General features: G+C 53.8%; 17 protein-coding genes. 9 read left to right on the top strand and 8 right to left on the bottom strand.

Going from position 1 to position 13,595, the window contains the following annotated elements; all coding sequences use genetic code 11:
- Positions 1-28 precede the first annotated feature (28 nt).
- The 4 genes from QTO30_RS20750 to QTO30_RS20735 form a co-directional block, all read right to left on the bottom strand.
- Positions 29-421 (bottom strand): DUF3768 domain-containing protein, encoded by a 393-nt coding sequence (locus QTO30_RS20750; protein ID WP_340426066.1) that lies wholly within the window; start codon positions 419-421, stop codon positions 29-31.
- A complete protein-coding gene (locus QTO30_RS20745) occupies positions 393-716 on the bottom strand; it encodes a hypothetical protein (RefSeq protein WP_340426065.1) in 324 nt (107 codons plus the stop codon). The genes QTO30_RS20750 and QTO30_RS20745 overlap by 29 nt, the downstream gene beginning before the upstream one ends.
- 120 nt (positions 717-836) lie before the next feature.
- Positions 837-1,523, bottom strand: a complete 687-nt coding sequence (locus tag QTO30_RS20740) for a DUF736 family protein (protein ID WP_340426064.1) — start codon at positions 1,521-1,523, stop codon at positions 837-839.
- 147 nt (positions 1,524-1,670) lie between these two features.
- Positions 1,671-1,904, bottom strand: coding sequence for a hypothetical protein (locus QTO30_RS20735; protein ID WP_340426063.1), 234 nt, complete (start codon positions 1,902-1,904; stop codon positions 1,671-1,673).
- Between the two features lie 456 nt (positions 1,905-2,360).
- On the opposite strand from QTO30_RS20735, the gene QTO30_RS20730 reads away from it, so the two are divergent.
- The gene (locus tag QTO30_RS20730) at positions 2,361-2,705 is read left to right on the top strand and encodes an H-NS histone family protein (protein ID WP_340426062.1); all 345 of its coding nucleotides are present in this window, start codon (positions 2,361-2,363) and stop codon (positions 2,703-2,705) included.
- Positions 2,706-2,870: 165 nt separating this feature from the next.
- On the top strand, positions 2,871-3,398 hold the full coding sequence (locus QTO30_RS20725) for a YecA/YgfB family protein (RefSeq protein ID WP_340426061.1): 528 nt from the start codon (positions 2,871-2,873) through the stop codon (positions 3,396-3,398).
- Positions 3,399-4,012: 614 nt separating this feature from the next.
- Here QTO30_RS20725 and QTO30_RS20720 read toward each other — a convergent pair.
- Positions 4,013-5,236 (bottom strand): cysteine desulfurase, encoded by a 1,224-nt coding sequence (locus QTO30_RS20720; protein ID WP_340426060.1) that lies wholly within the window; start codon positions 5,234-5,236, stop codon positions 4,013-4,015.
- 594 nt (positions 5,237-5,830) lie between these two features.
- Between QTO30_RS20720 and QTO30_RS20715 the strand changes: the two genes are divergently transcribed.
- The 3 genes from QTO30_RS20715 to QTO30_RS20705 all read left to right on the top strand — a co-directional run bounded on the left by QTO30_RS20715 (position 5,831) and on the right by QTO30_RS20705 (position 8,484).
- Positions 5,831-6,358: a glutathione peroxidase gene (locus QTO30_RS20715; protein ID WP_340426059.1), complete on the top strand. Its 528-nt coding sequence runs from the start codon at positions 5,831-5,833 to the stop codon at positions 6,356-6,358.
- Between the two features lie 124 nt (positions 6,359-6,482).
- Positions 6,483-7,577 carry an FAD-binding domain-containing protein gene (locus tag QTO30_RS20710; RefSeq protein ID WP_340426168.1) on the top strand — a complete coding sequence of 365 codons (1,095 nt, stop codon included), beginning with the start codon at positions 6,483-6,485 and terminating at the stop codon, positions 7,575-7,577.
- Between the two features lie 247 nt (positions 7,578-7,824).
- On the top strand, positions 7,825-8,484 hold the full coding sequence (locus QTO30_RS20705) for an HAD family hydrolase (RefSeq protein ID WP_340426058.1): 660 nt from the start codon (positions 7,825-7,827) through the stop codon (positions 8,482-8,484).
- A 103-nt stretch (positions 8,485-8,587) separates the two neighbouring features.
- Here QTO30_RS20705 and QTO30_RS20700 read toward each other — a convergent pair whose 3' ends face one another.
- Positions 8,588-8,980, bottom strand: coding sequence for a dihydroneopterin aldolase (locus QTO30_RS20700; protein ID WP_340426057.1), 393 nt, complete (start codon positions 8,978-8,980; stop codon positions 8,588-8,590).
- Positions 8,981-9,129: 149 nt separating this feature from the next.
- Between QTO30_RS20700 and QTO30_RS20695 the strand changes: the two genes are divergently transcribed.
- A complete protein-coding gene (locus tag QTO30_RS20695) occupies positions 9,130-10,455 on the top strand; it encodes a Y-family DNA polymerase (protein ID WP_340426056.1) in 1,326 nt (441 codons plus the stop codon).
- Positions 10,456-10,467: 12 nt separating this feature from the next.
- Here QTO30_RS20695 and QTO30_RS20690 read toward each other — a convergent pair whose 3' ends face one another.
- Both QTO30_RS20690 and QTO30_RS20685 read right to left on the bottom strand, forming a co-directional pair.
- Positions 10,468-10,650, bottom strand: a complete 183-nt coding sequence (locus QTO30_RS20690; RefSeq protein WP_340426055.1) for a hypothetical protein — start codon at positions 10,648-10,650, stop codon at positions 10,468-10,470.
- Between the two features lies 1 nt (position 10,651).
- Positions 10,652-10,984 (bottom strand): hypothetical protein, encoded by a 333-nt coding sequence (locus tag QTO30_RS20685; protein ID WP_340426054.1) that lies wholly within the window; start codon positions 10,982-10,984, stop codon positions 10,652-10,654.
- Positions 10,985-11,812: 828 nt separating this feature from the next.
- Between QTO30_RS20685 and QTO30_RS20680 the strand changes: the two genes are divergently transcribed.
- The 3 genes from QTO30_RS20680 to QTO30_RS20670 all read left to right on the top strand — a co-directional run bounded on the left by QTO30_RS20680 (position 11,813) and on the right by QTO30_RS20670 (position 13,595).
- Positions 11,813-12,004 (top strand): hypothetical protein, encoded by a 192-nt coding sequence (locus QTO30_RS20680; RefSeq protein ID WP_340426053.1) that lies wholly within the window; start codon positions 11,813-11,815, stop codon positions 12,002-12,004.
- A 477-nt stretch (positions 12,005-12,481) separates the two neighbouring features.
- Positions 12,482-12,952, top strand: coding sequence for a Dps family protein (locus tag QTO30_RS20675; protein WP_340426052.1), 471 nt, complete (start codon positions 12,482-12,484; stop codon positions 12,950-12,952).
- Between the two features lie 103 nt (positions 12,953-13,055).
- Complete coding sequence (locus QTO30_RS20670) at positions 13,056-13,595, top strand: response regulator transcription factor (RefSeq protein WP_340426051.1); 540 nt, start codon at positions 13,056-13,058, stop codon at positions 13,593-13,595.

The following is a 13,595-nucleotide window of genomic DNA, read 5'->3' as shown; positions in this document are numbered from 1 at the left end:
CGCATGTTGCTGTTTGTGAGGGCGTTGATCAGTATTCGGAGGGCAGCAGGATCGTCATGACCCGCCGCGTTTGCGCTGGATCATCTGGCTTCTCGGAACCCGCCGCATATTGCCGGTCGTAAAGATCAATCTTGAACCAAATAATGGTATCTTCGCCGTCCACTTTGATGGTGAATGCACCAAAATCATGTTCGGCGTATGGGTCATTGTCTGCTGAGAAATTGTCGAACAGCACGATCTCGGACTGGATACGCTGCATTGTGATCGCATCAAAATCCGCGATGCCCGGCGTCATCATAATGCGGCCACGGATGCGGCGTGATTGGCCATAGCTGCGGCGGAATTCATCGTTCTGGCGGGCAATCTCACCGTGGTCAATTTGGGGGCATCGGTCATGAGCCTGCCCCCTGCCCAACTGCATCACACGCTTTCGTTCCAAAACGCGGCCAGTTCCGGATATGCTTGAGGCCTTCAGCAGCGTCTTCGATCTCGGCCGGTTTTCCGATCTTCGCTTCCCAGGCACGCAGAAATGTGTGGGCATCGCAATCTTCTTCCAGCGCGATCGTTTCGCCCGTGATGTCACGATAGGAATAGGGCGTGATGTCCTCTTCGCTGATACCGACAGCGCGCAATTCGCCGGGCGTGACCAAAAGCCAACCGTGGCTGGGATCACTGATGAAACTGAAACATGTGCGTGGTTCGGGGATATGTCCCATTGGGGTCTCCTTTGGTGTCGTGATGGATGTGCCAATGGAAAAGGGCGCCATGCTCTCGCATGACGCCCTCGGTTCGGGGTCCTAACAGGGAGGGAACTGGACCCCGGTGTTAAGCGACGCTTAGGCCGCGTCTTGCATTGGCTGCTCTGCCAATTTGATGATGTTGAACATCCCCGCTGCTGCGCCCTCGCCCTGAACGGCGTTTGCGCGGTGCTGTGACCCTGTGGGTGCGTAGAAGGACAGCGAGAAATAATCGTTGCCACGGTCGGATACCGCCTTCCATGCCGAGCCGATGCGGATGACATGACCGGATGGAGATGTCACTTCCATGCGGAAGTCGGGGTGCTTTTCATCCTGCTTGTCTTCGACAGGGATCAGCACGACATTCATGGAGAAATCGTAGCTTTCGATAATGCCTGCCAATGCGCCATCGTCGGTCAGCTCGAGGTTGCCACCAACCATGATTGGTGTCGTTTCGCCGCCAGCCAATGGAACGACTGTGAATTCGCCTTTGGGCGTTGTGTCGTTGCGCACAGCGTTCATACGCCATGTCTTGCCGTTGCGGTCCGTGACGGTGATGGCGTAGTAATCGTTGCCCGAGTTGACGCCCACGGCTTTCCACATCGAACCGACACGCAGGGCATTGCCGCGGGGTGTCCGTGCCTCGATGTGATAATCAGGGTGGTTGTCGGCATTCTTGTATGCGTTGGGGATGACCCGCAGGTCAGCGATGTCGAAGAGCAATGTTGCGATGCTCAGCTTGAAGTTTGGTGATTTTGCGATTGGTTTCAGTGTTCCGGTGATCATTTTGGCTTCCTTTGATTTGAGGTTGTGACCCACGCACATGTGCTGGATCTCTTTTCCGATCCTGTGGGATCGCCCTCGGCGAAGCCGCCTTTCACCTTTCCTGTGCTACCGTAGCCCTAGACACCATACCAGCGACGGCATTCTGCCCTAACCAAAAACGACAGATTCCCAATCACCGTCGCTTTCGGGAGCCTCTTCCTGTGCGCAGAGATGAACACCGCTGGAATGTGTACGAACATTGACCCATTCTTTCGGCCACAGGGTTACTGCAACCGGGCCAAGATGTTCAATTGGCGCGTAAATGGGAAATTCATTACCGTCATCCGTTGTGATGGTTCTCTTGGCAACTGCGCCTGGCACGACAACAAGTTCTTTTGGCATATCTTGGCTCCCCAAAGCACTGTGCACAAATGATCTTCGTATTATGATATCATGGTTTTGTTATTATGAAAGAAGGCTGGTCATATCCGTGATCACCTTGATGAATATTGCGAGCCACATCTCCGTTCCGCCGAGATAACCTGCAATGAATACACTCCCAAACCCCAGTCGCGTATGCAGCTGGGACCGTGGGAACTTCCGCAAAAAGAAGAAAGCGGCACCCGTGAAAAAGACGATGATCCATCCGAACATAGAGTATGATTAGCCGGTACCGCCGTCATCTATCAACTTTTTCAGCCTACAGATTATGAAGCTGGCTCTTGGGCGCTTGATGCATCAGTCCCAAAAAGGCGGCAGATGTGCTCCGCAGTGCGTTCACGCGGTACGCGCTTCTTGTGGTTCACTCTGATTTGCGCATGTGATGTAGTGCGGCTAGCAATCACAAGGGACACCAATATGAAACCTGACCTCAAATCCATGACGCGCAAGCAGCTCGAGAAGCTCAGCGCAGATATCGACAAAGCGCTCACGCGCGTCTCCAAGACAGAAATGAAAGAAGCCTTAGCGGCGGCAGAGAAAGCGGCCAAGGCACATGAGTTTTCGCTCGCAGAGATTGCGCCGGGTAGTCGCCCAAAGGAAAGGCCGAAGAAAATTATGGCGAAGAAGCCGAAGAAACCCGGTAGCCCCAAATACGCCAATCCGGACGACAAGACCCAGACATGGACCGGCAAAGGGCGGCGACCCGCTTGGTTCATGGCCGCGATGGAAGCAGGCAAGTCACCGGATGATCTCGCGATCTGAATGCCTAGTTTTTGCGGGTCACAAAAAGGATGAGGATCGTCTGATCTATGAGGCCTGTGGAAACCCTGACCAAGGGTTCTTGGCGACAAAGGACCGCCGCATCTGACCGTTTACAAAATGGTCTATGCTGATAGTTGGATGTTGTCCCTGCATATGAGGCCCACCATGCCGGATCTGTTTCAGGAACTCGACGCGTATCTGCAATCAGAGGGCAGTCCGCCGGACTGCCTGATGCTATCCGATCTGGACGGGTTTCTGACGGGCATTGCCTGCACGCCCGTGCCGGTGGCGAATTGGGCAGATGTGGCTTTTGGCGCGGGCGCGCGTGTTCCGCCGCGGATCATGCAACTGACCCGGAAACGGCTGAATGACATCACCGCATCCTTGTCCGCAGAACCGGGACTGCTGGAACCTGTCTTCTGGCAAGCACCTGAGGGCCATGCCATCGCCATGGACTGGTGCGAAGGCTTCATGGAGGCCGTCAAGCTCAACACAGTACGCTGGGACAAGTTTGCGCAATCGACGACCGGTGCAAAGCTTCTCATGCCGATCCTTGTCCACATGTTTGACGACAGCGGCAATTCGCTCTTTGGCATCGCACAAGAAGATATTGATCAGACGCTGGAGGCAGCAGCGGAAGCGATCCCGCAAACCGTGCCGTTGATTTATCGTGAGATGAAGATGTTAGGGTGATGCGAAAGCTTGCGATCGGTCAATGAGCGCGCCGCAGCGATCCAGAATAATGACGAGTAGTGATTTTTGGGGCCTGCACGGCCCGCACTCGGGTAACGACGATCCCAATACTTACCGTTCAGCTCTCGATTGGTCTTTCCGGACATTCAGACTGCACGCTGCGGAGGTACCAAAAGAGCCCTTGGCAGAAGTGACAATTTCTCGTTGCGCGCACTTGCAGCATGAAACTCGCCGCATAAGCTCAAACATTTGCGCCGCCATACAGCAAAGAAACCGGCCATTCGCCGACGTCTACCTTGGCCGGGACAAAGCCATTCTCCAACAACGAGAAAGGATCAAACGAAAGCCGCTCGAAGGGCGGCGCTAGCATCACTGCAAACACGCCGCATAATCAAACCAACCAGATGAGCCAAACTCTCTCTTAGTTGAGGCCGCTCTTGGTTCCAAAAACCATGACGACGGACAGTTGGTTTTGCGCATTTGATGCCTTAAACATGTCGCCCATTATTCTATCGGCGCTCCAGAAAAAACTGCATTGTCGGACGCGGGATCAACTTACAAATAACATCTGCAAACTAAAAATAGGATGTATGAATGCGCGTTCAACCAGCGAGTTATCCAAACAGGTCGTGGCAAAGCTCCAAAGCATCCATCAACACATCTACCTCATTTTTTGTGTTGTACAGACCAAAGGATGCCCTGCAAGTCGATGTTAATCCGATGTGCTCCATCAGCGGCATCGCGCAATGCGCACCTGCGCGCACGGCGATCCCCTTTTTATCAAGCACAGTCGATATATCATGGGGATGCGCCGCACCGTCCAACGTGAATGAGAAAATTGCTCCTTTGGTTGTGGAATTGCCCTGAACATTCAGCCAGTTGAGCCCGTCCAGACGGGCACGGGCGTAATCGCGAAGGCTCCTTTCATGCGCAGCAATGTTGTCCATTCCAAGACCAGTCATGTAGTCGATTGCAACGCCGAGGCCAATGGTCTGAACAATACCTGGCGTGCCTGCCTCAAATTTCATAGGTCCATCGTTATAGGTGACCAAGTCCCGGCCAACATCGCGGATCATGTCACCACCGCCCAGGAATGGGCGCATCTCGTCCAATCGGTCCTGACGGACGTAAATAGCGCCTGACCCAGACGGACCATACAGTTTGTGCCCAGTCACTGCATAAAAGTCGCATCCGATGTCTTGAACATCGACCGGCATATGAACGGCTGCCTGCGATCCGTCCACCAGCACTGGTAAGCCTTTGGCGTGAGCGCCTGCGGTAATCGCCTTTACGTCCACGATGCTACCCAGCACGTTAGACATATGCGTAATAGCCACGAGTTTCGTCCTAGGACCAATCGCATCAATCACACTTTGCGGATCCAGATCGCCATTTGCATCTACATCCACCCATTTGATCACCACACCCTGACGTTCGCGCAGGAAATGCCAAGGAACAATGTTGGCGTGATGCTCCATGATGGACAGGATGATCTCATCTCCCGCCTGCATGCGCGGCATGGCCCAGCCATAGGCGATCATGTTGATGCCTTCGGTCGTTCCAGAATTGAGGATAACCTCGTCATCCGATCCGGCATTCAGGAACCGGGCAACTGTTCCGCGTACTGCCTCATATTTCTCCGTAGTCAGGTTGCTCAGATAATGCAGGCCACGATGCACATTGGCATAATCCTCTGCATAGCCACGGGTCATGGCATCAATTACCACCTGTGGCTTTTGCGCAGATGCGCCATTATCGAGGTAGACCAATGGCTTGTCATTTACCTGCCGAGACAAGATCGGAAAATCGGCGCGAATGGTCGCAATATCGTAAGTCATGAAGTTCCTTTATGCAGGTTGCCTGCGAATACATTGATAAGCTCAACAGTGTTGGTGATACCGATGTAGTCCAGCACGCATCCCACCAAACTCTGATCTCTTCCCGCCGTGAGGTAGCGCACCTATGCATTCCTCAATGTACCAAATCACCGCACCCTTGGCGTTTAACCTCAATTCTTAGTCACATGGCGTTGCACGACGGAACAACGCTCAGATCTGGGAAGCCTTCTTTGGCGACATGCGCAAAGATCCGTCGCTTGTGTCCGGCATGATCGTTTCGGCTAGTTTCGACGCCGCACTGCTTTGAAACCCCGCCGCCCAGCGTCGCATTAAATGCATCCAACCCAAGCCCTCAGACGTAATCACAGGGAAACAATGAATACACATAGACCGAGAGGCGCATTTGTCAGATCAGTTTAAATCAACTTGGTGATTTGGCTGCTCCCACAAGCACAGAGGGATCAAAGTTGCAACACATGCGCCTTGGACATCAGAAGCAAACATCTGCGAAGAAGGCAAAGCAGGACATCGCCGATATCACGCGTTACTCGAAAATTTGGTGACCTAAAAAGCAATCGCACAAGGGCGGCATTCATGATCAAGCGGTTTTTTATCTGCGCACTTACTTTTTTAGGAACTCAAACAGCGGCGCTTGAAACCAACGCTTTATTTGAGTCCATTGATGGTGGCACACTTTCCATCGACCAGTGGCTTGGGCAGCCAGTGCTTGTTGTGAACACAGCATCGCAATGCGCCTTCACCCGACAATACCGCGGGCTTCAAGACCTTTACGATGCGTACCGCGCACAAGGGCTTATCGTTCTGGCTGTGCCATCTGATGACTTCAATCAAGAACTCGCAACCGACGCAGAGGTCAAAGACTTTTGCGAACTACAGTACGGAATAGATTTGCCGATGACGGTGATCACACATGTGAAGGGGGTAGATGCGCATCCGTTCTACGCGTCGCTCAAAGCTGAAACGGGTTTCACACCCCGTTGGAACTTCAACAAAGTGCTCATTGATGAAAGTGGTGCGGTCGTCGCAACCTTTGGGTCCAACACACCACCGCAATCGCCTGCGATTACACGGCTGATCGACGGCATGCTGATCAATGACTGAAATGGTACCCTCACGGGCTGCTGGCCTTGCCGCAATGCAGGCGTTTATTCCTGCAATGGGTCACCGATACGAGAATGGCCGCAATTATGATTACGGTCCGGGCTAGAAGCACAAAGCCGTGTCAATGTTATCACCCTACATCCGTCGCAGGCTGATCACGGAAGCAGAGGTGGTGACGGCGGCACTAGATGCACACGGGCCCGAAGGTGCTGGAAAGTTCATCGAAGAAGTGATCTGGCGTGGTTACTACAAAGGATGGCTGGAACGACGCCCGCAGGTTTGGGACAGCTATGTCCAAGGGTTAAACACAGATCTCTTGTCCTTCGAACGCGATCGCCGTTTGCGGCGCGACATAGCATTGGCAGAGACCGGTCAAACGGGTTTGGATTGTTTCGACGCGTGGGCGCATGAATTGGTTGAGACAGGATATCTGCACAATCATGCGCGTATGTGGTTCGCGTCGATCTGGATTTTTACGCTTGGCCTGCCTTGGCGACTTGGGGCTGATTTCTTCTTTCGTCATTTGCTGGATGGGGACGCTGCATCAAACACGCTGGGGTGGCGTTGGGCAGCGGGGCTACATACCCGTGGCAAGCCCTACCCCGCACGTGCGCAGAACATTACGACATTTACCAATGGTCGTTTCACCCCAGGACATGGCGACCTTGCGGAGGTTGAGCAGGGATTGGAAGCATCAGAGCCAGATGGCCTCCCGACGGTGCTGCCCTTGCGCAAAGTGCGCAAGGCACTGCCCGACGTGCCAACCGTGCTTTTGATCACGGACGAAGACTGCCTGATCGAGGATTTTGAGTTTGCCGCCCTTGATCTGCGCGGTGCGGCGACAGTGTCATGTAGTAATCTGCGGTCACCGCGTCCTGTGTCAGAGGCCGTTTATGCCTTTGAAACAGGTGCATTGGCCGATGCAGCGTTGCGTTCGCATTTAGACATCACGCATCTCAAAGCGGGTGAACCGTCGATTTTGGCAGACTGGGCGGCCAAAGCAGGGGCAACGCAAATTGTTACGCCATTCGTGACCTACGGGCCTTTGCGCGACTGGCTGAATCTAGCTGAGCCGCACCTTGTGGCACGTCGCATCACGCTCTGTGAACTTCGGCGCCCGTGGGACGAAACAATTTGGCCATATGCAACTGCTGGGTTTTTCAAAGTCAAAAAACAGATACCGCGAATCCTGGACCAAATGATAGAGATGGATCCATGATGCCGCCTCTCCACGCCCGAACGGCAGATCTGATCAGTCAGCATATGGTGTTCACAAATGAAATCATGCCTCAAGTGGTAGGTAACTGATCGGTTAACCAGCCCGTTCGTACGGATCACTGTTTTCTGCGCATCCTTCTATTTGGCGACTTTGCTTAAATTTCTGGATGAGAGGGTCGAATTTCACTGCTTGTGATCCACTTCTACAATCGAAACGAATTTCTCCCAGTTTGAAAGGCGCAAGCTTCGTGAAGGCACTCTTTTTTGGCTCAATTGGCACGATCGTTGAAACGTCGCGGCTGCAGTATGATGCATTCCATGCCGCCTTTGCGCAGCATCACTTGGACTGGCATTGGGACCTGCCGACTTACCAAGAAATGTTGAAAATATCAGGTGGTGCGAAACGCATCAGTACCTTTGCGGATAAACGCAACGAGCAGGTCGATGCGACGGCTGTCCACGCGACGAAAACGTCGTGGTTTCTTGAAAAATTACAGTCTGACGATATCAAACCCCTTTCGTACGTTGGCGTTGGCCTCAAGGCGGCTCAGGAACACGGGATAAAGACTGGATTTGTCTCCACGACCGAGAAAGCGACGGTGCGTATTATCGCCCAAAAGCTGGTCGCAGAAGGTCATCCAGATTTTGATATTATGACACATGGTGGACTTGGCTTGCCTGGAAAACCTGAGCCGGATGCCTACATTCATGCGTTTGAAACCCTTGGGATTGAGGCACAAAATGCGATTGTTATCGAAGATAACGTCGATGGGGTTGCGGCTGCCAAGACCACGGGCGCGCGCGTGGTTGGCGTGCCGGGGGCCTTTGCACAGCAGACCGATTTGAGAGCAGCGGATACAACCGTTGCCTCGGGATCAGACATTGACTGGGCAAGGTTGTTGGGCTGATTGTCTGGATTAAAATGACGTTCCAATGATCCGCGCAGAGGGTCGCAAGGCCAAGGTCCAATCGTAAAAGACGTGAGGTATTATAGTTATCTTTCGCAAGCCATCACAGACTGTTGCGAAGTTCTGCCAAATCGTTCTTGTTTAGGGTGAGCCGGACACCAAGTGTGCCACTGTCCTGATGGACCGGAAATTTCCGCAGATAGACATCAGCGGCCCGGATGTCTCTGTACTGCGCGCGCAGATGCACGATTTGGCTGATCAGCCATTCCTGTGTTTCGCGGTGCCCGGTATTGGCCAGCGTCAGAATTTCCGCGATCAACGGGTCGTAGTCGAAAACATGCGCCATGCCGTCGCCCGGGATGAGGACCTGTGTTGCGGCAACGGACAGTATTAGATCAAGAAGATGATGATCTGGTACAGGATCATCAGGGCCATATGTGCCGATCTTCGTTGGCAAAAGCATGTCGCGCAGTTCAATTTTGCTGGTCAGAGTCATATCCGGTTTAGTCCTCGGTGGCGGCGCATGTCAGCTTCGGTAAGTAGCCGCAATCGGACCTGGGGCAACGCAGGAGTTTCTGGGCATTTACGCGTCTCATGTTAGATCACCAGATGAACGGTAAGAAAACGCCTGACAGGAGGCCGGACATGTCTGACAACACCAGCCTTCCCGAACGGCTATACCTTGATTTTGACAGCTTCTTTGCTTCTGCCGAGCAGCATTTTAATCCGGCGCTACGGGACAAACCGATTGGGGTCGTCGTACTTGATTCCGCCCATACCGGCTGTATCGCGGTCAGTCGTGAAGCAAAGGCACTTGGCGTGAAAACCAATATGCCTGCACGAGAAGCAAGGGTGTTAGTGCCCAATATGATTTTTGTGGTGGCACGTCCCGATGTCTATGTCCGACTGCATAAACGCATTCTTGCCGTGATCGAAACTGTCGTTCCCATTCAACACGTCAGATCGATTGACGAAGTAGTTTGTGCATTACTGCCCAGCGAAGGGCGGCAGCGTCAGGCCCTGGCAGCGCAGATCAAGGCGGCTTTGTTACAAGAATTCAGCCCTGTGCTGACCTGTTCAATTGGCATGGCCCCGACTGAATTGTTGGCGAAGATCGCAGCGGAGCGACAGAAACCTGATGGGACGCTGGTATTGGACGTGGCGATGTTGCCTGCTGCCTTGGCCGATCTGAAGCTGGAAAAGCTGCCCGGTGTCGGCGACGGCATGCGCACACGGTTGGCTGCAGTAGGGGTCACCGACTTTTCCGCTCTTTGGGCCCTCGCGCCGAAACAAGCGCGCGCAATCTGGGGCAATGTCGAGGGGGAGCGGTTTTTGCAGGAACTACATGGCATGCATGCCCCACGTTCCGCGACCCGCAAACGCATGTTTGGCCATAGCCGAGTGCTGCCACGTGAATGGCGCAGTCCTGAAAAAGTAGAAGACTGCGCCCGCCAATTGCTCGCAGGGGCCGCCCGCAGGCTGCGGCGTACAAACCTGCGTGCGTCAAAGTTGTCGCTGTCACTTCGTAGTCAACGTTTGCGTTCAACACGCGCGAAAAGCGTTCAGGCGCAGCGGTGGCATTGGGAAAGGCAGTTTGCGCCATCGCGCGATGACCGCAGCTTTGGCCGCACGTTGGCGCAAGGGTTGGCTGAGGCGCGCGCGCATATCAAATTCAGCCCCCATGCGGTCTCTGTCATACTGCACGGGCTGGATAGCGAAGCTGATCTCACTGGGGATATGTTTGATATGTTATCTGACAACGCGGATGATCGTGCGCGGTGGGAAAAAGTCAGCGATATGATGGACCAAATGCGCGCCCGGTTTGGTGGCAAAGCCTTGTCACTGGGGGTGCATGACGCGGTGCCGGGCGGGTACGTTGGCGGTAAGATTGCGTTTGGCCGCATCCCGGAGGCGGAAGATTTCGAAGGGGCCATAGGCGAAGATAATGATACGCATTTCTGCACGTTTTAAGCTGCCGTCGGCCTATTCTTCATCATCCAGATGACGCAGTAATTCTTGGGTCAGTCGTTTCTTATAACGCCGTTGCCGCCTGCGTCCTGTCGCGGCGGTCGCGCGCCAGCCTGCGCGTTTGTCAGACACAAGTTCTTCGATATCGTCGGCAACCTCGACATTGGCGGCAGTCTGCAAAGATGTGCGTTTGGGCATGTTATCCTCTATTGCGCACAGGGCGCAGTTTGCCGCGCCAGATAAGAGACTGCGTGTTTAAGGCGGCCAGATCGGCCTTGCCTGCAACGATATCATTGCAAAGCGCCGCCGCCAGAATTGCTTGCGCATGGGTCAGGTTTTTGTAAGCCGGACGTTGCAAATGATCGTACCAAACGCCACCGCATATCGTGTCCAGCACAATGCGCTGAAAGCAATGATCATTGCGTACGGGCCAGTGCGTGTGTGTCGTGCGCGCCAGATTGGGCATCGTTTCTTTGGTCATCACGGCATAGCGTGAAACGAGATCGGCTGTCCGCGGGTCGCGATTAATCATTGTAGCTCCATCACTGACGCTAGAAATTAGCGCGCAGACATGCGTTGCAAACGCCCAATTGCCGCAGGGGCTGGGCCTCGACCTTGGACGATTTGCCGCTACCTCCCGAGATATGAAATGCTTTGATAAACGGCGGTTGCTGCGTCTTCTGAAATTTGCTTTTGGCATTGTCCGCGCCCCTGCCGGGGCAAATCGTATTTCATTGGCTGTCCTTTCTGGCGTCATTTGTCAGGTGACATTTGCGGCAGCTGTGCTGGCGATTTTCAATGAGATGTCCCAGAGTTTAGGCAATTTCCCCGCACCTTGGTCAATCCTCGCAAACGTAGCGTTGGTTCTCCAATTCCCGCTTGCGCATCATCTGCTGCTATCGGATCGGGGCATTGGCGTGTTGGCAAAATTTGCCCCAAAAGTACACGGGTCAACCCACGCCATAACCACAAATGCGATGATCGCGTCGCTCCATTGGTCACGTAGGCGACGCGAATGAAGCGGGTCAAAACGGACGGGCCGAAGGCAGAAAACAAGGACAGCCGATTTCGCAAAAGGGCGATCGCATGGGTTAGCATTTCGCTCACGTTACCAGTTGTCATTGGCAGTATGACTGCCGTCTTAATATCTTGGTTGCTCGGCTTTTAACGAGTTGCAACAGAGGTCCGGCTACGAAACGCATGCCATAGTGAAAATGCACAGCACCTCAGAGGTGTTATTTACTGGCCCGACAAACCTTCGCGTTGCCCTGATCGAAAACCTAGCTCTGAATGTCTGGTCTTCGACGGCTTGCCATCTATTTCAACTGTATCTGGAAACCTAAACAAGGGAGCTTACCAAATGGTACTTTCTACTCTCGTCAAACTGAAAACGATTGGTCTTGCACAACAGGTCGTCCTCGGAGCGTTCATCAACGGCGCTTTGATTGGCGCGACGGTTGTCGCTGGTGCTGCTATTGCAAGGGGTGCACGCCCGGGCACAGGCGGGCTTTGCGACCAGTCAAAAAATCAAAGTTCCTCTGGAGCCGATTAACAGATCAAGCTCAGCGTGCTATCCCAATGTATGAGCGCGCAGGCCCAAAACTGATAGACATTTCCAATTTGGATCGAAATCGTAATCTGCCCGGCACTCCATCTTAATACGCACTGGTACTTAATTACGATTGAGAAATACAGTCGTGAAGTGATCGTTATGCAGTGATGCCGTATCCTCAGTTATGAGGCTGTTTACAGGGAATTGATCGCACAGTTGGCGGTTGCATCTGGCCATCTCATTAGCGCCGCCGACTAAATCCTCGCCAGCACATTTCCGTGAAAGTAGAGCAAAGATCGTTGGGGAGACTACAGAAGTGCATGTGGCGTTTCTGAAGGCTCAGTGGACTCCACCGCAAAAGTCCCCACATCACACGTTTTACCCGGCGCTGCGCAGCGCGACGGAACGTCGCGACTGCCATCCGGTGCATGAGTTTGGACGTAAAAATTAAAGAATGAAGAAAAAAAGGGGTCAGAAATGACTTTCGCCGCTGAAAAACTGGAAATTACTGGTCAGGCAGAGATATGCGCTGTTTTGAACACGGCCCTCGCCGAGACGACCGTTGCGACAATGATGGCACAAAACTTCCACTGGAACGTGACAGGCATGAACTTTGCCTCGCTGCATCAGCAGTTTCAGGAAGTCTACGAGGATCACTTTGCCGGGCAGGACGATCTGGCCGAACGGATCAAGGCCCTTGACGGGCATGCCGATGGTAATCTCGCACGCATGCTTGAGCGCTCAAGCATCGCGGAACCTCAAGGAACGTCGACGCCCGTGGACATGATTGCCGCGCTTTTGAGCGCTGAAGAGACGCTGGCGGCAACTCTTAAGACGTCCGGCGCGTTGGCAGCCGACCACGGCGACACGCTCACGGAAGATCTGTGCATCGCGCGCGGACATGCTCATGAAAAGTTTGCCTGGGTGCTACGCGCCCACCTGCGCTGATCACAGCCGCAGACGGACACACCCAAACCCCTTGGCCTATCGCAGCCCAAATGCCATTCGCGCTTAGGCATCGTCGCGACCAGCCGACACAAGGAGAAATCAAATGTTAGACGCAACCAACGAAAACACCCTTTTGATCGTTGAAGACGACGATGTGCTGCGGGATAGACTTGCGCGTGCTATGGAAAGGCGCGGTTTTGACGTACGCGTGGCGAGGTGTTTGTCAGATGCAGTGGATCAGGCCAATGCCGAATTGCCGCGCTATGCGATCGTCGATCTGCGTTTGCAGGACGGCAGTGGCTTGTCCCTTGTAGAGATGCTTGAAGAACGCGATCCAAACATCCGCGCAATTATTCTCACCGGCTACGGGAATATTCCGACTGCCGTTGCGGCAGCGCGTATCGGCGCCATCGACTACATTGCCAAGCCTGCAACAGCCGACGAAATCGTAGATGCGCTCATCAGGCCGAGAAACGAACATGCCCCGGCTCCAACCAACCCAATCGTGCCCGAAGACGCCCGCAAAGAGCATATCACGCATATCTTCCATGAAATGAACGAAAACGTATCGCAAACGGCTCGATCCTTGGACATGCATCGGCGGACACTCCAGCGCCTGCTCAAACGGTACGAGATCGTCTGA

Source organism: Yoonia sp. GPGPB17 (genome assembly GCF_037892195.1).
Classification (GTDB): Bacteria; Pseudomonadota; Alphaproteobacteria; order Rhodobacterales; family Rhodobacteraceae; genus Yoonia.
Note: the sequence above shows the minus strand (reverse complement) of the source record. Positions and strands in the feature narration are given on the sequence as shown.

Excerpts from the sequence above, each read along its gene's own strand:
- QTO30_RS20710 (WP_340426168.1), top strand. The coding sequence starts at position 6,483 with ATGTTATCACCCTACATCCGTCGCAGGCTGATCACGGAAGCAGAGGTG.
- QTO30_RS20730 (WP_340426062.1), top strand. The coding sequence starts at position 2,361 with ATGAAACCTGACCTCAAATCCATGACGCGCAAGCAGCTCGAGAAGCTC.
- QTO30_RS20740 (WP_340426064.1), bottom strand. The coding sequence starts at position 1,523 with ATGATCACCGGAACACTGAAACCAATCGCAAAATCACCAAACTTCAAG.
- QTO30_RS20745 (WP_340426065.1), bottom strand. The coding sequence starts at position 716 with ATGGGACATATCCCCGAACCACGCACATGTTTCAGTTTCATCAGTGAT.
- QTO30_RS20715 (WP_340426059.1), top strand. The coding sequence starts at position 5,831 with ATGATCAAGCGGTTTTTTATCTGCGCACTTACTTTTTTAGGAACTCAA.
- QTO30_RS20695 (WP_340426056.1), top strand. The coding sequence starts at position 9,130 with ATGTCTGACAACACCAGCCTTCCCGAACGGCTATACCTTGATTTTGAC.
- QTO30_RS20700 (WP_340426057.1), bottom strand. The coding sequence starts at position 8,980 with ATGACTCTGACCAGCAAAATTGAACTGCGCGACATGCTTTTGCCAACG.
- QTO30_RS20675 (WP_340426052.1), top strand. The coding sequence starts at position 12,482 with ATGACTTTCGCCGCTGAAAAACTGGAAATTACTGGTCAGGCAGAGATA.
- QTO30_RS20750 (WP_340426066.1), bottom strand. The coding sequence starts at position 421 with ATGCAGTTGGGCAGGGGGCAGGCTCATGACCGATGCCCCCAAATTGAC.
- QTO30_RS20670 (WP_340426051.1), top strand. The coding sequence starts at position 13,056 with ATGTTAGACGCAACCAACGAAAACACCCTTTTGATCGTTGAAGACGAC.
- QTO30_RS20690 (WP_340426055.1), bottom strand. The coding sequence starts at position 10,650 with ATGCCCAAACGCACATCTTTGCAGACTGCCGCCAATGTCGAGGTTGCC.
- QTO30_RS20680 (WP_340426053.1), top strand. The coding sequence starts at position 11,813 with ATGGTACTTTCTACTCTCGTCAAACTGAAAACGATTGGTCTTGCACAA.
- QTO30_RS20685 (WP_340426054.1), bottom strand. The coding sequence starts at position 10,984 with ATGATTAATCGCGACCCGCGGACAGCCGATCTCGTTTCACGCTATGCC.
- QTO30_RS20725 (WP_340426061.1), top strand. The coding sequence starts at position 2,871 with ATGCCGGATCTGTTTCAGGAACTCGACGCGTATCTGCAATCAGAGGGC.
- QTO30_RS20735 (WP_340426063.1), bottom strand. The coding sequence starts at position 1,904 with ATGCCAAAAGAACTTGTTGTCGTGCCAGGCGCAGTTGCCAAGAGAACC.
- QTO30_RS20720 (WP_340426060.1), bottom strand. The coding sequence starts at position 5,236 with ATGACTTACGATATTGCGACCATTCGCGCCGATTTTCCGATCTTGTCT.